Raw genomic sequence first — 21,330 nt, forward strand, 5'->3', positions numbered from 1 at the left:
GCCGCCACCGGCGGTCAGTCCCCGTCAGTGGCCGGGTACGGCGGCTTCCTTCTCCTCGGCCACCAGCAGGGCATCCGAGCGGGACCGCATGTTGCGGGTCAGGATGAACATCACCGCGGCCAAGAAGGCGAAGACGCCCACCGAGATGGTGCCGTAGAGCCCTGTCTCGGTCGCGTAGCGCTCGTCGATCGCGGTGCGCATGATCGGGGCCACGAACCCGCCGAGGTTGCCCAGAGAGTTGATCAGCCCGATGCCCGCTGCCGCCGCCGTGCCGGTGAGGAACGCCGTCGGGTAGGACCACGTGATGGGACCACACGCCAGGAAGCTGGAGACCGAGACCACGAGGAAGGCGATCGCGAGGACGGGCATCCCGTTCTCGCCGGCGAAGGCAGCACCGATGGTCGCCAGGCCGGTCGAGACGTAGAACATGGTGCCCCACGTACGCCGACGGCGGATGGTGTTGGCATTCTTGCCCACGAAGTAGCAGACGAACAGCCCGACGAACCACGGGATGGCCGAGATGAGGCCGATCTGCCAGAACTCCGCGTCGGGACTGATGATGCGCCGCACCTGCTGCGGCAGGTAGAACGTGGTGCCGTACACGGCCACCTGGAGGCAGAAGTAGATGACGGTGAAGTACCAGACCTTCCAGTTGCCCATGGCGCGCAGGATGCCCGAGGGCCCGTCCGTGCTGCGTACCTCGTCCTCCGCTTCCATGACCCGCAGCAGTGCGCGTTTCTCGTCCTTGTCCAGCCACTTCGCCTTCTGCGGACTGTCGATGAGGAAGAAGATGGCGGCGATGCCGGCGATGACGGCCATCATGCCCTCGGTGAAGAACATGACCTGCCAGCCGCGCCACGGGGTGTAGGTGTCGCCGAACGAGATCAGTGCGCCCGAGATCGGATTGCCGAGCATCTGGGAGAAGGGCTGCGCAAGGTAGAACAGCGCGAACATCTGGACGCGGACCTTGTTGGGGAACCACTCCGAGAGGAACATGATGACGCCCGGGAAGAGCCCGGCCTCGGTCACGCCGAGCAGGAACCGCAGGACGATGAACATGGTGTCGCCGGTCGTGAAGGCGAAGGCCGAGGCGACGATGCCCCAGGTCACCGCGATCCGGGCCAGCCACCAGCGCGCCCCGAACTTCTTGAGCAGCAGGTTGGACGGGATCTCGAAGATCGCGTAACCGATGAAGAAGATGCCGGCGCCGAGGGCGAACGCGCCGGCACTGATGCCGCGGTCCATCTCGAGGGCGGCTTCGGCGTATCCCACGTTCGTGCGGTCCAGGAACGCGACGAAGTACAGGATGATGAGCATCGGCATCAGGTGCCGTGCGGCTTTCTTGACGGCGGAGGCGAGCGCGGGGCTGTCCAGGTCGTCTTTGACCGCGTCCGTAGCGGACATGGGACTCTCCTAAGTGCGGTTGTTGTAGTGGTGGTGTGCGGCTCAGCCCACGAGGGACGGGAAGATGAGCCAGGCCCCGATACCGACGAGGATGACGCCGACGGCGAGGAACAGGATGCGGGATTTCGACCAGTCGCCCATGTCAGTGCATGTAGAGGCCGCCGTCGACGTTCAGGGTCTGGCCCGTCACGAATCCTGCGTCCTCGCTGATGAGGTAGGCGATGGCTGCTGCGATGTCCCTGGGGGTGCCGATGCGCGGGAGGACGCCGTCGGCCGCCATGGCGGCTTTGCGTTCCTCCGTGAGCGTGCCACCCATGATGTCCGTGTCGATGGGACCGGGCGAGATGGCGTTGACCGTGATGCCCGCCCCGCCCAGCTCACGCGCCACGGACCGCGTGAATCCAATGACGCCGGCCTTCGCGGCGGAGTAGACGGTCTTGGAGAACGTCCCGCCACCTCGCTGCGCCGACACCGAGGACAGGTTGACGACCCGTCCGACGCCGTTCCCGACCATGGACTCGACGGCCCGCCGGGTGGCGTAGTGGACACCGTTCATGTTGATGCCCATGACGCGGTTCCACTCGTCGGCGGTGACCTCGAGATACGGCACGGGGCTGGAGACGCCGGCGAGGTTCACCAGGGCGACGACCTGCGGGAGCCCGGCCTCCAGGCTGTCGAAGGCTGCCCGTACCTGGGATTCGTCCGCCACGTCGGCCCCGGCCCCGGCTGCCGTGACACCGTGCTCCTCCGCGATCTCACGGGCGACCGCCTTCGCCGCCTCGTCGTCGAGGTCGATGACGCCGATGTTCCAGCCGAGTCCGGCGAGGTAGTGCGCGGATGCGCGTCCGATGCCGCGCGGCGAGGCGGCGCCGGTGAGGATGACCGACCTGGAGTCGGGGAATGCTGATGCCACGGTGGAATCTCCTTGCGATCAGTGGATGGGTGCAGGACCGAGTTCGTCCATGAGCTTCTTGATGGCCACGTACGCCCTGTTGCGGTAGGCGATCAGCTCCGCGGTGCGTTCCGCGGGGACGTCGAGGTAGCCGGACCCGGTCTTCGTACCGAAGTTCCCGGCGTCCACGAGCTGCTTCAGCGAGGCGGGTGTCGCGAAGCGCTCGGGCCAGCGCGTCTGCAGGGAGGCGTAGCAGAACGAGTAGACGTCGAGCCCGGCCATGTCGGCGATGGCGAAGGGCCCGAAGACGGGGAGCCGGAAGCCGAAGGTCGTGCGGACGATCGTGTCGACGTCGTCCGCCGTCGCGACGCCTTCCTCGACGAGCTGCGTGGCCTCGTGGAACAGGGCGTACTGGAGCCGGTTGAGCACGAAGCCCGTGGCATCCTTCACGCGCGCCGTCTCCTTCCCGGTGGAGGCGACGATCCCCTCGACCACCGGGATGATGGCGTCGTCCGTCCCCGGGTGCGGGATGAGCTCGACGCCGGGGATGAAGGGAGCCGGGTTGGAGAAGTGGACACCGAGGAACCGCTCCGGACGCTCCACTGCCTCGGCGAGACTCGCGATCAGAATGGTGGACGTGTTCGAGCCGATGATGGCGTCGGGGCGAGCCGCCGCGGAGATCCGCCGGAGTGTCTCGTGCTTGATCTCGATGCGTTCCGGCACGGCCTCCTCGATGAACTCCGCGTCCGACACGGCGTCCTCGATGGAGTCGGCGGCGGAGACGTTCGCCTCGATGCGCTCGCGGGCATCCGCCGGGAACAGGCCGTCGGCGGTGAATTGCTCCGCTTCGGCCAGCAGGCGTTCGAGGTTCGACGCCGCGATCTCGGCGCTCACGTCGGCGATGCGCACGGTGTGCCCGGCCAGGGCCAGCACCTGGGCGATCCCGCCGCCCATGTATCCCGATCCGACGACGGCGATTCTCTTCGGTGTCATGCGTCCTTCTTCCCAGGCAGGAGTGAGCGGATGTAGGTCTGGTTGGTGGCGCAGTTGCCGAGGCTGTCCCCGCCGTAGTGCTCGCACAGGAAGATGCCGTCGAACCCGAGCTCGACGGCGTCGCGGATCACCTGGCGGTAGTTGATCAGCCCGGCCTCCATCGAGCTGGGGACGCTCGTGGCCCACGATCCGTCCGCGGCCTCGTCCCGTGTGTAGTTCTTCACGTGCCAGTAATTGGCGTAGGGGAGGAGCTTCGCGTGGAGTTCGCGCCAGTCCTCCACCGGGCGGTGCAGGCGGATCAGGTTGGCGATGTCGGGATTGATGCCCACGTTGGCGAGGCCTATCTCCTCCACGAGCCGCACGGCGCTGTCGCCGGTGCCGAGGTACGTGTCCTCGTAGAGCTCCAGTGACATCTTCAGGCCGACGTCGGCGGCATGCCGGCCGAGTTCACGCAGGCGGGCGACCGCCGCCTGCCACACCTCCGGATCGTCCGGGTCCTTGGGGCCCGGCGCCGTCCAGAACCAGAGCGCTCGCCGCTGTGCCTCGCTGAAGGGCTGGTGGAGCCCGGTGGAGAACACCTCCATGCCCCACTCGGCCGCCGCGTCGATCGTCCGGTGCGCGTAGGCCAGGTTGCGCTCCTCATGGCCGGGCATGATCACGCTCTGCCGCTGCAGGTGGACGGACGGGATCCGCACGCCGTGGGAGGCGGCGATGGACAGGAATTCGTCGCGTCGGGACGGTTCGAGATCGGCGGGCCGGACGTGGCTGTCGGCGAGTTCGGCCAGCGCGAATCCGACGTGTTCCACCTGGCTGAACATGTCGTCCCACGCCTCGGGGCCGGCGTCGTGGAGTGCGATGCCATCCTTGCTGACCGTCGGAATGCCGTGCAGGCAGGTGGCGATCGGCCAGTCCTGCGCCGAGAACGCGGGTTGCAGCGTCATCTTCTTGCTCCATTGCAATCAGGGGAAAAGGAAAGAGGAAAGATCCTATAGGAAATATAGACGCAGGTTCCTGCCTCTGCAAGGCTTCGGTGCACCGGGGCTCAGGAGTCGGGGGAGTCCTGCAGGGAACGCGCGCGGACGCCCTCGAGGTGGGCACGCAGGGCTTCGACGGGCGCCTGCGCGTCCCCGCCGGCGAACGCGTCCAGGATCGCGGCGTGCTCCGCGGCAGCCTCGGACACATCGCTCGTACCCCTGATGACGGCCTGGCGCATCCTGTGCGTCAGGGCGCCCAGGTTGGCGTACATGTCCTGCACGTAGCGGTTGCCCGCAGCGTCCAGGACGACCAGGTGGAACGCGTTGTCGGCGTCGAAGTAGTCATGGATGGTCCGGATCGGGACATCGCCGTTCATCATGGCGGCGGTCACCCTCTCGCCCATCTCGCGGTGGTGTTCGTGCGCCTGCCGGAGGGCGGGGAGGAAGGAGGCGGCGCGTGGCGCCGCGAGCCGGGCCGCTTCGACCTCGAGCATGATGCGCGCCTCGAACAGCTCGTCGAGCTGCGCGGGGCCGAGGGGAGGGGCAACCCGGTAGCCCTTGAGTGCCTCGCGGGTCACGAGCCCGGTGCGCTCGAGCTGGACCATGGCCTCACGGACGGGCGTCGGGGAGACCTTGAGCTGCTTGGCGACCGTGTCGATCGACAGCCTCGCCCCCGGCTCCATCTCACTCGACAGGAGGATATCGAGGATCCGGTCGTACACGCGGTCCCGAAGGCCGCGCCGGTCGATATCCGGCACCGGACGGTCAGAATGTGCTGCTGTCATCACCGAACCCAATCTCCCATGCCTCGTCCAGGATGTCCTCGAATGCAGCCGGATCGTGTGCGAACCGGCCGAGGAACATGCCGTCGACATCGGGAGCGATGCGCGTCAGCAGGCCAGGGCCGGCACTACCTCCGTAGATTACCCTTCCCTGCCGTACCAGGCCGTCATCGGCCAGGTGCGCGCGCAGGGCGCCGGTGACCGCGCGTATATGGGTATCGGGTGCGGGCTCCGAGCGGCCGATCGCCCACACGGGCTCGTAGGCCACGATCAGCTCTCCGCCGACCCCCTCACGGCGCGTGACCGCGAGGCACGCCTCGAGCTGCCGCAGGCACGCCCGGATCGCCGACGCGTACTCGCCGCGTTCCTCCTCGCCGATGCAGAGCACCGGCACCAGCCCGTGCCGGAGGCTCGCGCGGACCTTCAGCGCGGCGGAGGAGTCCGTCTCGCCGAACATCGAGCGCCGCTCCGCATGGCCGATCTCCACGAGCCGGACCCCGATCTCCGCCAGCTCCGCAGCCGACACCTCACCGGTGTAGGCTCCCGCGTCCTCCCAGTGCACATCCTGCGCTCCCACGAGCAGCCCCCCGGGAGTGGCGAGATCGCGTACCGCGGCAATGGACGGGAACGTCGGGATTACGAAGGGTTCCACCACGCCCTGCTGGACCGCCGGGTGGGTGGAGGCGATTTCGGCGACCCGGCGCGTCCACTCGAGCTGGCGCTGGTGGCCGAAGTACATCTTGAGGCTCGAGCCGATCGTGAACCTCGGCATGCGTGTGCTACACGCCCTCGTAGGCGCAGATGTCGTCCACCTTCGCCTGGGATGCGCTCGAGGTGTCGAACGTGTAGGTCAGCCATTCCCGGACGAGCCTGCGGGCGAGCTCGATGCCGATGACGCGCTGCCCCATGCAGAGCACCTGGCAGTCGTTGGACAGGACGGACCGCTCCACGGAGAGGGGATCGTGGGCCGTCGCCGCGCGGATGCCCTGCACCTTGTTGGCGGCGATGGCGACGCCGAGCCCGGTCCCGCAGATGAGCAGTGCGCGGTCGGCCTCTCCCCTGGCGACGCGCTCGGCGGCCTCGATCGCGATCCTGGGGTAGGACGTGTGGCCGTCCGGCCCGACTCCGACGTCGACCACCGACTCGACGAGGTCGTTCTGCTCGAGATCCTGCCTGAGGATCTCCTTGTACTGGTATCCCGCGTCGTCGCAACCGACGATGAGCCTGAGGGCCATGTCTTCCTCCTAGTGATCCTCCGGGCGGGCGCCCGGTGCCTGACTGATGACGTCCGAGATGGTGGTGCAGATCAGCGCGAAGGACACCGCGCCGGGATCGGGCGTGCCGACCGACTTCTCGCCGTGGGACCGCGCGCGCCCCAGGGTCGCCCGCATCGACGCGGTGGCTCCCGCGGCGGCCGTGGCCGCGGCGGCGGCTCCCGCCCATGCCTCGGTGAGCCCGGACCCGTCCCCCACGCGTGCCGACAGTTCGTCGGAGAACGGTACGACGGCGTCGACCATGGTCTTGTCGCCGACCTTCGCCTTGCCGAAGGCCATCACGGCGTCCCGGGCTGCGGATACTCCGCGCGCGAGGTCCTTCGGGGTGGGCCGCGCGTCGTCGCCGAGAACCGCTCCGAACGCCTTCAGCATGGTGGCCCAGATGGCTCCCGAGGTGCCACCGGCGCGGTCGCTCCAGGCGCTGGCGGCGTGCCGCAGTGCTGTCTCGGCGCCGGCGCCCTGCTCGACGGCGGCACGTGCTGCGTCTCGCCCCGCATGGGCGCCGCGCTGCATCCCGATCCCGTGGTCGCCGTCACCCGCAACCTGGTCGAGGCGGCCGAGTTCGTCGGCGTGCTCGTCCACCGTGCGTGCAAGGGCCTCGAGGGCCGTGACGATGGTCGCGGCGCAGGCGCGGGACTCGGCGGAGGAGGCTCCGACGATCTCCTCGGCGTCGTCCTTCACCACCACGTCGACGCGCTGCTGCTCGGCGACCTGCCCGCGGCGGAATCCGGGGGTGTCCGCGGGGGTCGTCCACAGCCGTTCGAGTTCTTCGTCGAGCCACAGGAGGGTGAGGGAGCAGCCGGCCATGTCGAAGCTGGTGCACAGTTCGCCGACCTCGGGATCGACGATGCTGATTCCGCGTTCGAGGAGCAGTTCGTGCACGGTGCGGTAGACGACGAAGAGTTCCTCGTACTTGACGCTGCCGAGGCCGTTCAGCAGGGGCACGACCCGCGCGTCCGCCGGGTCGACCCCGTCCGGTACCTCCTCGAGGAGGCTGGTCACGAACAGTTCGGCGAGCCCCGCGGCCGTGGGGACGTCCACCTCGTCGATACCGGGCTCCCCGTGGATGCCCAGGCCCACGGCCATGCGCCCCTGGGGGACCTCGAAGAGGGGGGCATCCGCACCGGGGAGGGTGCAGCCGCCGAAGGCGACTCCGAGGGAGCGGGTCCGGTCATTGGCGAGGCGGGCGACGCGCTCGACGCCGTCGAGATCGTAGCCCTGTTCGCAGGCCGCGCCGGCCACCTTGAACACGGTGAGGTCCCCGGCGATCCCGCGGCGCTTGTGTTCCTCGCCCCGCGGTGCGCTGATGATGTCGTCGGTCACCGTGACCGTGCGGACATCCATGCCTGCCTCGCGCAGTTCGGCCTGGGCCTCGTCGAAGTGCAGGACGTCGCCCGCGTAGTTCCCGTAGGACAGGAGGACGCCCCGGCCCTGGTCCGCCGTCCGTGCGACGGTGCGCACCTGGTGTGCCGACGGTGAGGCGAACAGGTTGCCCATCACCGCTCCGTGCGCCAGGCCCGGACCCACGAGCCCCCCGAAGGCGGGATAGTGTCCGCTGCCGCCCCCGATGACGAGGGAGACCGTCGGTTCTGCTGGCCGGCCCGCGCGCACCACGCCTCCGGGAATCTGCTGGACCCAGCGAGAGGCGGCGGCCGCGAATCCGCCCATCATCTCGTCGACGAAGTTCTCCGGTTCATTGAACAGACGCGTCATTGCGATCCCTTCCGATTTTCGTAGATTCTATAGGATAACCGGCGGGAGGCGCCTGATCCAGCAGGGGGTCACCGTCGGGACTCGTGCTTCCCGGGGGGGCATCAGGACCTCGGTGGCGCCGTCGACGATCGCACGATCAGGTGTGTGGCCAGTTCCACCCGGGTGGAATCGGGCTGCTCCCCGCCCATCTCCCGGAGGAGCGCACGGACGGCCGTCCGGCCCATGTCCCGCAGCGGTTGCGCGACGGTGGTGAGCTGCGGCGACGACTGTTCGCTGAGGTACGTCCCGTCGAAACCGACCACGCTCAGTTCTCCTGGAACCCCGATCCCCCTCGCGTGCGCCTCGGCGAGCACGCCCAGCGCGATGCTGTCGGAGGCCGCGAAGATGGCCTCGGGCGGATTCTCCAGGGCAAGGAACCGGGCCAGGCTCCGCCGCCCCGTCTCCGGATCGAACGCGCCTGCCAGGACGTACTCCTCCGAGATGGGGATACCCCGCTCGAGGAGGGCGGCGACGTAACCATGCTCGCGGTCCTGGCTGCACTCGGCGCTGGGGTGCCCGCCGATGAAGGCGATGCGGGTGTGCCCCAGGCCGAGCAGGTGTTCCGTGGCGGCTTTTCCTCCGGCCCAGTTCGTGGCACCCACGCTCGCCACGCCCGGCCCGGGCGGATTGATGGGGTCGATGACCACCACCGCGATGCCGCGCTTCTTCACGTCCTTGATCTCCCGCGGAGACCACCGCGACGTGACGAGGAGGAGGCCGCGGCGTCCCGACGCCTGCATCTTCTCGGCCCGCTCGCCGGCCGAGAGATGCGTCAGCCCCGTCTTCGACAGGACGATCTCCGCCCCCTGCATCTCCGCGCACTCGAGGATCCCGTCCATCACCTCCGAGTAGTACGCCGTCGTCACGCTGTCCACGGCGACGTCGATCAGCACGGACGTCGGAGGCGCAAGGGCGAGGCGCTGTCCGGGGGGCTGGTACTCGGACGTCCTGAGTGCTTCCAGTACGCGCTTCCGGGTCGCGGGCGCCACGTCCTCACGCCCGTTGATGACCTTCGAGACGGTCGGAGTGGAGACTCCGGCAAGGGCTGCGACGGACGCCAGGGTGGCTCTCGTCCGAACTTCACTTTCCGACAATGTTTCGAAATCCTCTCCAGGGCCGTCGTCGTCTGCCTGCTGCCTGAGCCAGAACGCGCCCTGCGGAGCGCGTTGTGCCTGGTTCGAGGCCTTTAATCGCGGGGCATTGACCGATAGATGTGATGCAGGTAACTTTACGCTTGTTAGTTTGTTCTTATCGAAAACATTTCGAAATCTCTTCCGCAGCGTGGCGGTCAGCGACCGCATACCCGCGGAGTTGACCTGCCCACCTCAGCCGGCCCTCGTGCCCCGTCCTGAGTCGACTTACGGAAGAACTGATGAAAATGCGAACAACCACCTCCATGATCGCCGCGGCCTCCGCCCTCACCCTCGCCCTCAGCCTGTCCGCCTGCGGCTCCAGCGGTCCTGCCGATCCCGCCGCGGATTCCGATTCCCCCACCATGTGGGCCCTGACCGGAAGCAGTGAGAACATCTTCCGCTCGTCGGTCGAGGACTGGAACAAGGCGAATGCGGACGACAAGATCAACCAGGAGTTCTTTGCCAATGACGCCTACAAGACCAAGGTACGCACCGCGGTCGGAGCAGGCGAGGGGCCCACGTTCATCTACGGCTGGGGCGGCGGAGTGCTGAAGTCCTACGTCGATGCCGGGCACGTCAGCGACCTCGACCAGTTCCTCGCCGACAACCCCGAGGTGAAGGACCGCTACATCCCCTCCGTCCTCGAGAACGGGGTGATCGACGGCAAGACCTACGCCCTGCCGAACAACAACATGCAGCCGGTCGTCCTGTACTACAACAAGCAGGTCTTCGATGACCTGGGCGTCGAGCCCCCCGAGACGTGGGAAGACCTGATGGACCTGGTCCCCACGTTCAACGAGGCGGGGATCGCGCCCTTCGCCCTGGCCGGCCAGTCCAAGTGGCCGAACCTGATGTGGCTGTCCTACCTCGTGGACCGCATCGGTGGGCCGGAGGTCTTCCAGGCGATCCTGGACGGCGAAGAGGACGCCTGGTCCGATCCGGCCGTCATCGAGGCCCTCACGAAGATCCAGGAACTGGTCGACGCCGGCGGGTTCATCAACGGCTTCTCCTCGATCGCGGCCGACGCCGGCGCGGACAGTGCCCTCCTGTACACCGACAAGGCAGCGATGATGCTCCATGGCGGCTGGGTGTACCAGAACCTGAAGAACGACGCCCCGGAGTTCGTCGAGTCGGGCGAGGTCGGCTTCACCACCTTCCCCTCGGTCGAAGGCGGTGCGGGTGATCCCGCGAACGTCGTCGGCAACCCGGCGAACATGTGGTCCCTCTCCTCGACCGCCTCGGACCAGCAGAAGGAATCCGCGCTGAAGTACCTCAAGGACGGACTGTTCAGCGAGGAGTACACGCAGGCCATGATCGACTCCGGTGCGGTTCCCGCCGTCAACGGCATCGAGGACCAGCTCGCGGCCTCGGACGACAAGGACTTCGTGGAGTTCGTCTACGGTCTCGCGCAGGACGCGCCGAGCTTCCAGCTCTCCTGGGACCAGGCACTGAGCCCCGCCCAGGGCGATGCCATGCTCGCGAACCTCGACCAGATCTTCATCGGCGAGATCACCCCTGAGCAGTTCGCCGAGAACATGAACGCAACGCTGGGCAAATGAGCACGCTGCTGAAGCCCAAGCCCGCGATGAAGGTGCGGGGCGCGCGGGCCGAGGGCCCCTCGGCCTGGATGGTCGTCCCGGCGCTGGTCTTCTTCCTGACCTTCGCCGTCGTGCCGCTGCTCGGCGTGCTGTTCCTGAGCTTCACCAACTGGAACGGCCTGGGTGCCATCACCTGGGCCGGCCTGGAGAGCTGGCGGACGGCCCTCACGGATTCGGTGACGCTCAATGCCCTGATCGTCACGCTGAAGATCATGGTCTACTCGCTCGTGGTGCAGGTACCGATCAGCCTCCTGCTGGGGGTTTTCACAGCGGGTAACCAGCGCTACCGGGCCCTGCTGGCCGTCCTGTACTTCGTCCCGCTCCTGCTCTCCTCGGCTGCAGTGGCCATCGCGTTCAAGGCACTCCTGGACCCGAACTTCGGCATGGGGCCGGGCCTCGGTATCCCGGTGCTCGCCCAGAACTGGCTCGGCAGCGCGGACCTGGTGCTGTTCGTGGTCATCTTCGTCATCGCCTGGCAGTTCGTCCCCTTCCACACGCTCATCTACCAGGGCGGCGTGCGGCAGATCCCGGCGTCGTTCTACGAGGCGGCCCAGATCGACGGGGCAGGGCGGATCCAGCAGTTCTTCCACATCACCCTGCCCCAGCTGAAATACACCATCATCACCTCGTCCACCCTCATGGTCCTGGGATCGCTGGCGTACTTCGACCTGATCTTCGTCCTCACGGCCGGTGGCCCGGGGTATGCCACCCGGCTCCTCCCGCTGCACATGTACCTCACGGGATTCCGGGCCAATGACATGGGAGCCGCGAGCGCCCTCGGCGTGATCCTCGTGGTGATCGGCCTGGGCCTCGCCCTGGTGCTGCAGCGGCTCGGCGGCAACAGCCGCAGTTCAAGCCAGCTGGAAGGAGCATAACCATGGCACTGGCAACGGACACGGCGCAGGGAACCGCGGCGCACGCGAAGGAGCGAGCGCAGCGGAAGCGGCTCGGCAGGAGCACGCCCAACGTCCTGGGCGGGCTCGGGGGATGGGTGTGGCTCGCCCTGATCATCCTGCCCGTGTACTACGTGATCATCACGAGCCTGAAGAACCAGGCAGGGTTCTTCGGGTCCAACCCGCTGGCTCCGCCCACGGCCCCCACCCTGGCCAACTACCGGACGGTCCTGGAAGCGGACTTCGTCCGGTACTTCGTCAACAGCGTGGTCGTGACGCTGGGCAGTGTCATCCCGGCCGTGATCGTCTCGTTCATGGCGGCGTATGCGGTGGTGAGGGGGAGCGGGCGCATCATCGGTTCCGCGCACACGCTGTTCCTCATGGGGCTCGCCATCCCCCTGCAGGCGACCATCATCCCCATCTACTTCATGATCACCAAAGCGCAGCTGTACGACACCCTGCTCGCGCTGATCCTGCCGTCGATCGCCTTCGCCATCCCCATCTCGGTGCTGATCCTGTCGAACTTCCTCCGGGACGTTCCGCGGGAGCTCTTCGAATCCATGAGGCTCGACGGCTGCTCGGAGTTCACCATGATGTGGCGCCTCGCCCTGCCGCTGGTGCGCCCTGCGGTGGTCACGATCGCCATCTACAACGCCCTGCACGTCTGGAACGGCTTCCTCTTCCCGCTGATCCTCACGCAGAGTCCGGACAAGCGGGTCCTCCCGCTCTCGCTCTGGGCGTTCCAGGACGAGTTCAGCGTGAACATCCCGGCGGTCCTCGCCGCCGTCGTGCTCTCCACCCTCCCGCTGGTGGTCCTCTACGCGCTGGCTCGCCGCCAGCTCGTCAGCGGACTGACCGCCGGCTTCAACAAGTAGATCGAAAGGGGACTCCAGCCTGATGACTCCTACGGAACAGCCCGCACTGCGGGTCGGGATGGTCGGCTACGCCTTCATGGGCGCCATGCACTCGCACGCCTGGCGCACCGCGCCGCGCTTCTTCGACCTCCCGCTCCACCCCGAACTCGCCGTCCTGGCCGGGCGGAACCCGGCGGCGGTGAAGACCGCGGCCGAGAAGATGGGCTGGCGGGACACCGAGACGGACTGGCGGGCCCTGATCGAGCGCGACGACGTCGACCTGATCGACATCTGCACCCCGGGGGACACGCACGCCGAGATCGCCATCGCGGCGCTCGAGGCCGGCAAGCACGTGCTCTGCGAGAAGCCGCTCGCCAATACGGTCGAGGAAGCGGAACGCATGGCCGAGGCCGCCCGGGCCGCCGAGGCGAAAGGGGTCTTCGCCATGTGCGGGTTCTCCTACCGCCGCACACCCGCCCTGACCCTCGCCCGGCGGCTCGTCGAGCAGGGGAGGATCGGGACCATCCGGCACGTCAGGGCGCAGTACCTCCAGGACTGGCTGTCGGACGAGACCGCACCGATGACCTGGCGCCTGGACCGGAGCAAGTCGGGATCGGGTGCGCTCGGGGACATCGGCGCGCACAGCATCGATGCGGCCCAGTACGTGACCGGGCTGCCGATCCAGGGGGTCTCCGCCCTCCTCACCACCTTCGTCCACGAACGCCCCCTCGGAGGAACCCTGGTGGGCCTCGGCGGGCAGGGCTCCAGCGACGGCGGCACGGGAACGGTGACGGTGGATGACGCGGCGATCTTCAGTGCGCGTTTCGAGGGAGGAGCGGTCGGCGTCTTCGAGGCCACCCGCTTCGCGCTCGGCAGGAAGAACTCCATGCGCCTGGAGGTCAACGGCACCCTCGGTTCGCTCGCCTTCGACTTCGAGCACATGAACTCCCTGGAGTTCTACGACGGCTCGCAGCCCTCGGAGACCGCCGGGTTCAGCACCATCAACGTCACCGAGCCGGTGCACCCCTACACCGGCAACTGGTGGCCCGCGGGGCACGGCCTCGGGTACGAGCACGGCTTCACCCACCAGGTCGTGGACCTGGTGCAGGCCATCGCGGACGGCGCCACGCCGTCGCCGTCCTTCGACGAGGCGCTGCGGGTCCAGAAGGTCCTGCACGCCGTCGAGCAGAGCGCCTCCGCCGATTCGGGGTGGCAGCATGTCTGAGGCACGGCAGGCCGGAAGCCGCCCGCTCCGCCCGGTGACCCTGTTCACCGGCCAGTGGGCGGACCTGCCGTTCGAGGAGGTCGCCCGGCTGGCCGGGAGCTGGGGCTTCGACGGCCTCGAGATCGCCTGCTGGGGGGACCACCTGGACCCGGTGAGGGCCGCGCAGGACGACGACTACGTGCGGAACAGGCTCGAGATCCTCGAGCGGAACAACCTCTCCGTCCACGCGATCGCCAACCACCTCACCGGGCAGGCGGTCTGCGACGATCCGATCGACGAACGCCACCAGGCCATCCTGTCGCCCGACGTCTGGGGTGACGGCGATGCCGAGGGCGTGCGGCAGCGGGCGGCCGGCGTCCTGAAGGACACCGCCCGGGCAGCCGCCCGTCTCGGCGCGAGAACGGTGACCGGCTTCAGCGGGTCGTCGATCTGGAAGTGCGTGGCGATGTTCCCACCGGCACCGGAATCGATGATCGCCCGGGGGTACGAGGACTTCGCCGCGCGGTGGAATCCCATCATGGACGTGTTCGACGCCGAGGGGGTGCGGTTCGCCCTCGAAGTGCATCCGTCCGAGATCGCCTACGACTACTGGACCACGCGGCGCACCCTGGAGGTCATGAGCGACCGTCCCGGGTTCGGGCTCAACTTCGACCCCTCCCACTTCATCTGGCAGGACCTCGATCCGGTGATGTTCCTGCAGGACTTCGCTCCGCACATCTTCCACGTCCACGTGAAGGAATCCGTCCGGCAGTTGAACGGACGCAACGGACGGCTGGGGTCGCACCTGCCGTGGGGCGACCCCCGGAGGGGCTGGGACTTCGTCACGGCCGGTCACGGGGACGTCCCCTGGGAGCCCGTGTTCCGGATGCTCAACTCCATCGGTTACGACGGACCCACGAGCATCGAATGGGAGGACGCCGGCATGGACCGCCTGGTCGGCGCTCCGCGGGCCCTGCGGCTCGTGCGGGACCTCGCCGGGATCGCGCCCCCGGCCGCCGCCTTCGATGCCGCCTTCTCAGCCCCCGCGAACAACGCCCGATAGCCCCTTGAAGGAGACCCCATGAGTAGCAGAAAAGCCCTCGTCGTCCGAGGCGGGTGGGACGGCCATCAGCCCATCGAAGCCACGGACCGGTTCATCCCGTTCCTGAGGGACAACGGGTTCGAGGTCCGGATCGAGGAGTCGCCGAAGATCTACGCGGATGCGGACTACATGTCCACGGTGGACCTGATCCTGCAGTGCAACACGATGAACACCATCGAGAAGGACGAGTTCGCCGGACTGCGGGCGGCCGTCGAGGCGGGGACCGGACTCGCGGGCTGGCACGGCGGCATCGCCGATTCGTACCGCAACGAGTCCGACTACCTCCACCTCATCGGGGGGCAGTTCGCGTGCCATCCGGGCAAGCATCCGGACGAGAGGATCGGCGAGCAGTCCGACAACTACGTGCCGTACCGGGTCACCATGCTGCCGGCCGCGGCGGATCATCCGATCACCGCCGGGATCGGTGATTTCGACCTCGTCACGGAACAGTACTGGGTGCTCGCGGACGACTACATCGACGTCCTGGCGACCACGACCCAGGCGGTCCGCGAGTGGGATCCCTGGCACCGCCCGGTCACCTCGCCCGCCATCTGGACACGGCAGTGGGGAAGCGGCCGGATCTTCGTCTCCACCCCGGGACACCGCGTCGAGATCCTCGACGACCCGAATGTACGCACCATCATCGAAAGGGGTTTGCTGTGGGCGAGCCGTTGAACGTCGGAATCATCGGCTGCGGAGCGATCGTGGCCCAGTACCTGAAGACCCTGCCGTCGCTGGAATCGGTGAACCTGAGGGCGGTGGCCGACCTGGACCCGGGCAGGGCGCAAGCCGTCGCGGACTCCCAGGAGGGCGTGCGGGCACTGACCGTGGACGAACTGCTGGCCGATCCCGGGATCGACACCGTCCTGAACCTCACCATTCCTGCCGCTCATGCGGAGGTGGCCTCCCGGGCCATCGCCGCCGGCAAGAACGTCTACGGCGAGAAGCCATTGGCAGCGAACACGACCGAGGCCCGGGAGGTACTCGCCCTCGCGCAGGCCGCCGGGGTCCGGGTGGGCTGCGCTCCTGACACCGTGCTCGGGACGGGCATCCAGACGGCACGCCACGCCATCGACGACGGCCTGATCGGCCGTCCTATCTCGGCCACCGCGACGATGGTCACGCCCGGCCATGAGCGCTGGCACCCCAACCCGGACTTCTACTACGTTCCCGGTGGCGGACCCCTGCTGGACATGGGCCCGTACTACGTCACCGCGCTGGTCACCCTGCTGGGGCCGGTCACGTCCGTCATCGGTGCGGCCAGCCACACGCGGAAGGAGCGGACCATCGGATCCGGTCCGCGTGCCGGCGAATCCGTACCCGTCTCCATCGACACGCACGTCACGGGGGTGCTGGTCCACGAGTCCGGCGCCCTCTCCACCCTGGTCATGAGTTTCGACGCCGTCCAGACGCGGTCCTCCAACATCGAGATCCACGGTGAACTCGCGAGCCTGACGGTCCCCGACCCGAACTACTTCGACGGCGAGGTGTCGATCTGCACCCTCCCGAACCGGGAGGTCGGGTGGGAGGTCCTGCCCGCGAGCGCCGGCTACATCGGGGCGGGCCGCGGCTACGGCCTCGCGGACATGGCCCTGACTCCGGCCGGAGAGCAGCACCGCGCGAACGGTGACCTCGCCTACCACGTCCTCGACGTCATGGAGTCGCTCCTGCAGTCGACGGTGGGCGGGATCTCCATCCCCGTCCGGAGCACCGCCGAGCGACCCAGGGAGGTCCCCCTCACGACGCTGTCCGATCTGGCAGCATCCGCGCTCCGCTGAGGACGGCATCCCCGTCGCCCGGAACGGGCGATGGCCGGCACCCGGTCGGCGATCACCGATCGGGTGCCGGCCATGGCCGTCGGGGTGCTACCTGCCGAAACTCCGTAGCCGCAGCGAGTTGGCGACCACGAGCACTGAGCTCGCGGCCATGGCTGCCCCGGCCAGCATCGGGTTGAGCAGGCCCAGCGCCGCAACGGGGATGCCCACGGCGTTGTAGAAGAAGGCCCAGAAGAGGTTGCCCTTGATGGTGCCCAGCGTGCGGCGCGAGAGCTCGATGGCCTGGGCCACCTGTCCCAGGCTGTTGCCCATCACGGTGAGGTCGGCCGCCTCGATCGCGACGTCGGTACCCGAGCCCATCGCGATGCCGAGGTCCGCCTGGGCGAGTGCCGCGGCGTCGTTGACGCCGTCACCGGCCATGGCCACGGTTGCCCCTGCCGCCTGGAGTTCGCGGATGGCGTCGACCTTGCCCGCCGGCGTCACGCCGGCGCGGACGTCCTCGGCGTCGATGCCCACCAGGGCCGCCACCTGCAGGGCGACCGCCCGGTTGTCCCCCGTGAGCAGGACGGGCCGCAGCCCGAGCCGTCGCAGGCGCTCGATGGCGACGGCGGATCCGTCCTTCACGGTGTCGGACAGCGTGATGAAGCCCGCGACGTCGTCGCCGACGGCGACCCACACCGCCGTCGTCCCCGCGTCCTGCGCCGCGCCGAAGGCTGCCGCCTGTCCTGCGGTGGGGCGGATTCCGTGCTGCTCCAGCCAGCCGGCCTGGCCGGCGGTGACGGTCACGCCGTCCACCTCGCCGCGCACACCGCCGCCGGGTGCGCTCGAGAAGTTCCCCGCTTCCGGCAGCCGGCCCTCGCCGGCCGCGCGCCGTGCGATGGCCTGCGCGATCGGGTGCTCGCTCGCGGCCTCGACGGCACCGGCGAGGCGGAGCAGTTCGGCGGCGGGCACCTCGGACAGCGCGACGACGTCGTCCACGGCCATGGTGCCGGTGGTGACCGTGCCGGTCTTGTCCAGCACGATGGTGTCCACGGTGCGGGTGTCCTCGAGGACCTGGGGTCCGCGGATGAGGATGCCGAGCTGCGCACCGCGGCCGGTCCCGGTCAGGAGCGCCGTCGGCGTCGCGAGGCCGAGGGCGCACGGGCAGGCGATCACCAGCACGGTCACGGACGCCGTGAACGCGGCGTCGAGGTCCCCGGTCAGGACGAGCCAGAGCACGAACGTGAGGACCGCGAGGACCAGGACCACCGGCACGAAGACCGCGCTGATGCGGTCGGCGAGCCGGGCGATCCGCGCCTTCCCGCTCTGCGCCTGGCTCACCAGGCGGCCCATGGAGGACAGCACGGTGTCGGAACCGACACGCGTGGCCCGCACCACGAGCCGGCCCGAGGTATTGATCGTGGCGCCCGTGACGGCATCACCCGGCGCCACTTCGACCGGGACGCTCTCGCCCGTCAGCAGGGCCGTGTCCACGGCGCTGGAGCCGGCGACGACGACGCCGTCGGTCGCGATCTTCTCGCCCGGGCGCACGACGAATTCGTCGCCGGGTATCAGCGCGTCCGCGGGGAGCGTGACCTCGGTGCGCTCGCCGTCGACGGTGCGCAGCACGTGGGCCTCCTTCGCCCCGAGGCTGAGCAGCGACTTCAGGGCGTTCCCGGCGCGGTTCTTGGCTGACGCCTCGAGGAAGCGGCCGAGCAGCAGGAACGTCACGACGACGGCGGCCACCTCGAAGTAGAGGGAGTGTGCGTCCATCTCCATCCCGGCCATGCCCGCATGCCGGGTCAGGGCAGGATCAGCGACGAGCTGCCAGGCCGAGAACAGGAACGCCGCGGTGACCCCGATGGAGACCAGCGTGTCCATGGTGGAGGACAGGTGGCGGGCGTTGATGGCCGCCGCGCGGTGGAACGGCCATGCCGACCACGTCACCACCGGCACGGACAGGGCGAAGACCACCCACCCCCAGTTCGCGAACTGGAGGGCGGGCACCATCGAGATCAGCAGGACCGGCACGGACAGGACGGCCGCGAGGATCAGGCGCGCTCCGAGGAGCGACGGCGCCGAATCGTGGTCGTGGCCGTCCATGCCCGCGTGCTCGGGGTGCACCACGTGGGCGCCGTACCCCGTGGCGACGACGGTGTCGATGAGGTCCTGGTCGCTGACGGACGCGGGCGCCCTGACCACGGCGCTCTCGAGCGGCAGGTTGACGCTCGCCTCGACGCCGTCGAGCTTGCCGAGCTTGCGCTCGACGCGCCCCACGCACGACGCGCACGTCATGCCCTGGATGGAGAGTTCGACGACGCGCTGCTCCTGCGCGGCGCCCTGCACCGGGATCTGCTGCGTGGACATGTCAGGAACCGGCGTGCACCACGGTGTAGCCGGCTTCGGTGACGGCGCCGTCGATCGCGGCGGCCTCCAGCGGCGCGGACGAGGAGATGGTGGCCGTCGACGTGCCGCCGTTCACGAGCTCGACGTCGACGGTCTCGACGCCGGGGAGTTCCGACAGCTCGCTCTTCACGGCACTGACGCAGTGGCCGCAGGTCATGCCGGTGATGTTGATGGTGGTGGTGCTCATGGTGTTCTCCTCGGTTGATGGAACGGGTGGTGGGTGTTCGCTAGCGCAGGAGGCGGCCGATGGCCGCGGTGGCTTCCTGGACCTTCTCCTGCACGGCGTCGTCGCTGCCGGAGACCTGGGACTCCTGGGCGGCTCCGACGACGCAGTGCGAGATGTGCTCCTCGAGCAGTCCCATGGAGACGGCGTGGAGCGCCTTGTTGACGGCCGCGACCTGCGTGAGGATGTCGATGCAGTACTTGTCCTCCTCGACCATCCGGGCGATACCGCGCACCTGGCCCTCGATGCGGCGCAGGCGCTTGAGGTAGGCATCCTTGTCCGCGGTGTAGCCGTACGGTGCGGCGTTCTCCGCGGTTGTCCTGGTGGTGGTCATGTCGTGGTTCCTCGCATGTCGCTCAGCATACCCTACGGGGGTATAACGGGCCAGTCCTCGGGGCTATTCCCGGCCCGGACGCCCTCGGGGCAGGCTGTGAGGGAACATCCAGCCGGATGCCGTACGTTGGCTAACCGGCACACCTCCAACCCAAGGACGTCCATGACCCTCTCGCTGTCGGGCTGGCAGAAGCGAGCCCTCCTGATCCTCGCGGGAATCGCGGTACTCGCACTCTTCGCACTGGCGTTCACGGCCGGGCGCGTCTCGGCCGGCCCCTCCTATCCGGACAACGCCAGCGCGGACGCGGGTTTCGCCCGCGACATGCAGGTGCACCACAACCAGGCGGTCGAGATGTCCATGATCGTGCGGGACAACACGAGCGACGAGACGCTCCGCTCCATCGCCTATGACATCGCCCTCACCCAGCAGCAACAGGCAGGCCAGATGTACGCCTGGCTCGAGGAGTGGGGCCTGGGCCAGAGCAGTTCCCGGCCGCGCATGGAGTGGATGGCGGGGAGTTCGGGAGAGCACGGCGGGATGGACATGGGCTCGGGGTCCGACGCCGCGTCGATGCTGACGCCCGACGGGCTCATGCCCGGCATGGCCACGGAGGCGCAGCTCGACGAACTGCGGGCCGCCCGTGGGGAGGACGCCGAGAGGCTCTACCTCACCCTCATGATCAGCCACCACGAGGCCGGAGTGGACATGGCCGGGGCCGGTGTGGAAACAGCGGAGACCAAGCAGGTCCGCACCCTGGCCACCAAGATTCAGTCGGGCCAGCAGGCCGAGATCACCCTCATGCAGACCATGCTCGACGCCCTGTAGCTGCGCCCGTGCGTGGCCTCCCCGCAGGGTCGGTCCACGGAACTGCCCGGCCCCGCCGGTACATTGGTCTCCGGCGCCATCCCACCCCGCGGCGACCGCCGCAGCCATCCCCAGCACCGAAGGACACCTCGTTGAACAAGAAACGGTCTCAGGAAAACCAGGACCGCCAGGCGCGCCTGGCCGCCGTCCAAGCCCAGCAGCGTGCGGGTGAGCGCAAGCGCAACGCCCTGATCTTCGGCGGCATCGGCGCGGTGATCCTCGCGGTCATCCTCGCGGTGACCCTGGTGATCGTGAACCAGGTGCAGGACAACCGGGAGCGGGATGCTGCTGCCTCGCAGCCCATCGACGGCATCCAGGAGTACCCCGACGTCACGTTCAACCATGTCGAGAACGCCGTCCAGTACGAGCAGTCGCCTCCGGTCGGCGGAGACCACAGCCCCGTCTGGACGAACTGCGGCGTGTACACCGAGGCCATCCCGAACGAGAACTCGGTGCACTCGATGGAGCACGGCGCGGTCTGGATCACGTACGACCCGGAGATCGGCCAGGAAGGGATCGACAAGCTGACCGAGCTCGTGGGAACGCGGTCCTACGTGCTGCTCAGCCCGTACCCGGGCCTCGATCGGCCCATCGCCGCCAGCGCCTGGGGCCTGCAGCTGAAGGTCGACTCCGCGGACGATCCCCGGCTGGCCACCTTCCTCGACAAGTACATCCAGGGTGAGCAGACCCGCGAGCCCGGGGCTGCCTGCTCCGGCGGAATCACTCCTGCAGGGCGCGCCTCCTAGGACCTTCCCTCCGCATGCGAGGGCGTGGCTGTGGGCAGGACCCGTTAGCGTAGGCCCTGCCCACGGCAACGTGCGCCCCGCGCGCTGTTTCCCCAAGGGGTGCCGCGCCGGTAACGTGGCCCCACGGGCCGTTCTACCGGCGGCCCTG

21 protein-coding genes are annotated in these 21,330 nt (G+C 68.6%); 9 read left to right on the forward strand and 12 right to left on the reverse strand.

Annotated elements, in window-relative coordinates; all coding sequences use genetic code 11:
* Positions 1–24: 24 nt before the first annotated feature.
* The 9 genes from ACIQCY_RS00105 to ACIQCY_RS00145 form a co-directional block, all read right to left on the reverse strand.
* Complete coding sequence (locus tag ACIQCY_RS00105) at positions 25–1,404, reverse strand: MFS transporter (protein ID WP_400481852.1); 1,380 nt, start codon at positions 1,402–1,404, stop codon at positions 25–27.
* 142 nt (positions 1,405–1,546) lie between these two features.
* Entirely contained in the window at positions 1,547–2,317 is a 771-nt protein-coding gene (locus tag ACIQCY_RS00110) for an SDR family NAD(P)-dependent oxidoreductase (protein WP_400481853.1), read from the reverse strand.
* An 18-nt stretch (positions 2,318–2,335) separates the two neighbouring features.
* Positions 2,336–3,289 carry a 3-hydroxyacyl-CoA dehydrogenase family protein gene (locus ACIQCY_RS00115; protein ID WP_400481854.1) on the reverse strand — a complete coding sequence of 318 codons (954 nt, stop codon included), beginning with the start codon at positions 3,287–3,289 and terminating at the stop codon, positions 2,336–2,338.
* Complete coding sequence (locus ACIQCY_RS00120) at positions 3,286–4,230, reverse strand: sugar phosphate isomerase/epimerase family protein (protein WP_400481855.1); 945 nt, start codon at positions 4,228–4,230, stop codon at positions 3,286–3,288. Before ACIQCY_RS00120 ends, ACIQCY_RS00115 begins: the two co-directional genes overlap by 4 nt.
* A 101-nt stretch (positions 4,231–4,331) precedes the next feature.
* Positions 4,332–5,048 carry a GntR family transcriptional regulator gene (locus ACIQCY_RS00125; RefSeq protein WP_400481856.1) on the reverse strand — a complete coding sequence of 239 codons (717 nt, stop codon included), beginning with the start codon at positions 5,046–5,048 and terminating at the stop codon, positions 4,332–4,334.
* Positions 5,029–5,817, reverse strand: a complete 789-nt coding sequence (locus ACIQCY_RS00130) for a triose-phosphate isomerase family protein (RefSeq protein WP_400481857.1) — start codon at positions 5,815–5,817, stop codon at positions 5,029–5,031. The genes ACIQCY_RS00125 and ACIQCY_RS00130 overlap by 20 nt, the downstream gene beginning before the upstream one ends.
* A 7-nt stretch (positions 5,818–5,824) precedes the next feature.
* Positions 5,825–6,280 carry a ribose-5-phosphate isomerase gene (locus tag ACIQCY_RS00135; RefSeq protein ID WP_400481858.1) on the reverse strand — a complete coding sequence of 152 codons (456 nt, stop codon included), beginning with the start codon at positions 6,278–6,280 and terminating at the stop codon, positions 5,825–5,827.
* Positions 6,281–6,289: 9 nt separating this feature from the next.
* Complete coding sequence (locus ACIQCY_RS00140) at positions 6,290–8,032, reverse strand: dihydroxyacetone kinase family protein (protein ID WP_400481859.1); 1,743 nt, start codon at positions 8,030–8,032, stop codon at positions 6,290–6,292.
* Between the two features lie 101 nt (positions 8,033–8,133).
* Entirely contained in the window at positions 8,134–9,165 is a 1,032-nt protein-coding gene (locus tag ACIQCY_RS00145; protein WP_400481860.1) for a LacI family DNA-binding transcriptional regulator, read from the reverse strand.
* A gap of 278 nt (positions 9,166–9,443) precedes the next feature.
* On the opposite strand from ACIQCY_RS00145, the gene ACIQCY_RS00150 reads away from it, so the two are divergent.
* The 7 genes from ACIQCY_RS00150 to ACIQCY_RS00180 are packed head-to-tail and all read left to right on the forward strand — an operon-like array spanning position 9,444 to position 16,633.
* Positions 9,444–10,763, forward strand: a complete 1,320-nt coding sequence (locus ACIQCY_RS00150; RefSeq protein ID WP_400481861.1) for an extracellular solute-binding protein — start codon at positions 9,444–9,446, stop codon at positions 10,761–10,763.
* A 26-nt stretch (positions 10,764–10,789) separates the two neighbouring features.
* A complete protein-coding gene (locus ACIQCY_RS00155) occupies positions 10,790–11,677 on the forward strand; it encodes a carbohydrate ABC transporter permease (protein WP_400482420.1) in 888 nt (295 codons plus the stop codon).
* A gap of 2 nt (positions 11,678–11,679) precedes the next feature.
* A complete protein-coding gene (locus tag ACIQCY_RS00160) occupies positions 11,680–12,570 on the forward strand; it encodes a carbohydrate ABC transporter permease (RefSeq protein WP_400481862.1) in 891 nt (296 codons plus the stop codon).
* Between the two features lie 22 nt (positions 12,571–12,592).
* The gene (locus tag ACIQCY_RS00165) at positions 12,593–13,774 is read left to right on the forward strand and encodes a Gfo/Idh/MocA family protein (RefSeq protein ID WP_400481863.1); all 1,182 of its coding nucleotides are present in this window, start codon (positions 12,593–12,595) and stop codon (positions 13,772–13,774) included.
* Complete coding sequence (locus ACIQCY_RS00170) at positions 13,767–14,816, forward strand: sugar phosphate isomerase/epimerase family protein (protein ID WP_400481864.1); 1,050 nt, start codon at positions 13,767–13,769, stop codon at positions 14,814–14,816. Before ACIQCY_RS00165 ends, ACIQCY_RS00170 begins: the two co-directional genes overlap by 8 nt.
* Positions 14,817–14,834: 18 nt before the next feature.
* Positions 14,835–15,530 carry a ThuA domain-containing protein gene (locus ACIQCY_RS00175; protein ID WP_400481865.1) on the forward strand — a complete coding sequence of 232 codons (696 nt, stop codon included), beginning with the start codon at positions 14,835–14,837 and terminating at the stop codon, positions 15,528–15,530.
* Complete coding sequence (locus ACIQCY_RS00180) at positions 15,515–16,633, forward strand: Gfo/Idh/MocA family protein (RefSeq protein ID WP_400481866.1); 1,119 nt, start codon at positions 15,515–15,517, stop codon at positions 16,631–16,633. The genes ACIQCY_RS00175 and ACIQCY_RS00180 overlap by 16 nt, the downstream gene beginning before the upstream one ends.
* An 87-nt stretch (positions 16,634–16,720) precedes the next feature.
* Here ACIQCY_RS00180 and ACIQCY_RS00185 read toward each other — a convergent pair whose 3' ends face one another.
* The 3 genes from ACIQCY_RS00185 to ACIQCY_RS00195 are packed head-to-tail and all read right to left on the reverse strand — an operon-like array spanning position 16,721 to position 19,572.
* Entirely contained in the window at positions 16,721–18,976 is a 2,256-nt protein-coding gene (locus ACIQCY_RS00185) for a heavy metal translocating P-type ATPase (RefSeq protein ID WP_400481867.1), read from the reverse strand.
* 1 nt (position 18,977) lies between these two features.
* Positions 18,978–19,202, reverse strand: coding sequence for a heavy-metal-associated domain-containing protein (locus tag ACIQCY_RS00190; protein WP_400481868.1), 225 nt, complete (start codon positions 19,200–19,202; stop codon positions 18,978–18,980).
* Positions 19,203–19,242: 40 nt separating this feature from the next.
* The gene (locus ACIQCY_RS00195; RefSeq protein WP_400481869.1) at positions 19,243–19,572 is read right to left on the reverse strand and encodes a metal-sensitive transcriptional regulator; all 330 of its coding nucleotides are present in this window, start codon (positions 19,570–19,572) and stop codon (positions 19,243–19,245) included.
* 162 nt (positions 19,573–19,734) lie between these two features.
* Here ACIQCY_RS00195 and ACIQCY_RS00200 point away from each other — a divergent pair, with 162 nt between their 5' ends.
* Together ACIQCY_RS00200 and ACIQCY_RS00205 are read left to right on the forward strand one after the other, a co-directional pair.
* Positions 19,735–20,397, forward strand: coding sequence for a DUF305 domain-containing protein (locus ACIQCY_RS00200; protein WP_400481870.1), 663 nt, complete (start codon positions 19,735–19,737; stop codon positions 20,395–20,397).
* 131 nt (positions 20,398–20,528) lie between these two features.
* A complete protein-coding gene (locus tag ACIQCY_RS00205) occupies positions 20,529–21,182 on the forward strand; it encodes a DUF3105 domain-containing protein (RefSeq protein WP_400481871.1) in 654 nt (217 codons plus the stop codon).
* The last annotated feature ends 148 nt before the right edge of the window (positions 21,183–21,330 follow it).

It is taken from the genome of Arthrobacter sp. NPDC092385 (genome assembly GCF_044755105.1).
In the GTDB taxonomy this organism is placed as follows: domain Bacteria; phylum Actinomycetota; class Actinomycetes; order Actinomycetales; family Micrococcaceae; genus Arthrobacter_D.

What these genes read in the sequence shown, in the direction of transcription:
- ACIQCY_RS00160 (WP_400481862.1), top strand. Translation starts at nt 11,680, where the DNA reads ATGGCACTGGCAACGGACACGGCGCAGGGAACCGCGGCGCACGCGAAG.
- ACIQCY_RS00165 (WP_400481863.1), top strand. Translation starts at nt 12,593, where the DNA reads ATGACTCCTACGGAACAGCCCGCACTGCGGGTCGGGATGGTCGGCTAC.
- ACIQCY_RS00200 (WP_400481870.1), top strand. Translation starts at nt 19,735, where the DNA reads ATGACCCTCTCGCTGTCGGGCTGGCAGAAGCGAGCCCTCCTGATCCTC.
- ACIQCY_RS00120 (WP_400481855.1), bottom strand. Translation starts at nt 4,230, where the DNA reads ATGACGCTGCAACCCGCGTTCTCGGCGCAGGACTGGCCGATCGCCACC.
- ACIQCY_RS00105 (WP_400481852.1), bottom strand. Translation starts at nt 1,404, where the DNA reads ATGTCCGCTACGGACGCGGTCAAAGACGACCTGGACAGCCCCGCGCTC.
- ACIQCY_RS00115 (WP_400481854.1), bottom strand. Translation starts at nt 3,289, where the DNA reads ATGACACCGAAGAGAATCGCCGTCGTCGGATCGGGATACATGGGCGGC.
- ACIQCY_RS00175 (WP_400481865.1), top strand. Translation starts at nt 14,835, where the DNA reads ATGAGTAGCAGAAAAGCCCTCGTCGTCCGAGGCGGGTGGGACGGCCAT.
- ACIQCY_RS00195 (WP_400481869.1), bottom strand. Translation starts at nt 19,572, where the DNA reads ATGACCACCACCAGGACAACCGCGGAGAACGCCGCACCGTACGGCTAC.
- ACIQCY_RS00140 (WP_400481859.1), bottom strand. Translation starts at nt 8,032, where the DNA reads ATGACGCGTCTGTTCAATGAACCGGAGAACTTCGTCGACGAGATGATG.
- ACIQCY_RS00150 (WP_400481861.1), top strand. Translation starts at nt 9,444, where the DNA reads ATGAAAATGCGAACAACCACCTCCATGATCGCCGCGGCCTCCGCCCTC.
- ACIQCY_RS00170 (WP_400481864.1), top strand. Translation starts at nt 13,767, where the DNA reads ATGTCTGAGGCACGGCAGGCCGGAAGCCGCCCGCTCCGCCCGGTGACC.
- ACIQCY_RS00155 (WP_400482420.1), top strand. Translation starts at nt 10,790, where the DNA reads ATGAAGGTGCGGGGCGCGCGGGCCGAGGGCCCCTCGGCCTGGATGGTC.
- ACIQCY_RS00135 (WP_400481858.1), bottom strand. Translation starts at nt 6,280, where the DNA reads ATGGCCCTCAGGCTCATCGTCGGTTGCGACGACGCGGGATACCAGTAC.
- ACIQCY_RS00185 (WP_400481867.1), bottom strand. Translation starts at nt 18,976, where the DNA reads ATGTCCACGCAGCAGATCCCGGTGCAGGGCGCCGCGCAGGAGCAGCGC.
- ACIQCY_RS00190 (WP_400481868.1), bottom strand. Translation starts at nt 19,202, where the DNA reads ATGAGCACCACCACCATCAACATCACCGGCATGACCTGCGGCCACTGC.
- ACIQCY_RS00125 (WP_400481856.1), bottom strand. Translation starts at nt 5,048, where the DNA reads ATGACAGCAGCACATTCTGACCGTCCGGTGCCGGATATCGACCGGCGC.
- ACIQCY_RS00130 (WP_400481857.1), bottom strand. Translation starts at nt 5,817, where the DNA reads ATGCCGAGGTTCACGATCGGCTCGAGCCTCAAGATGTACTTCGGCCAC.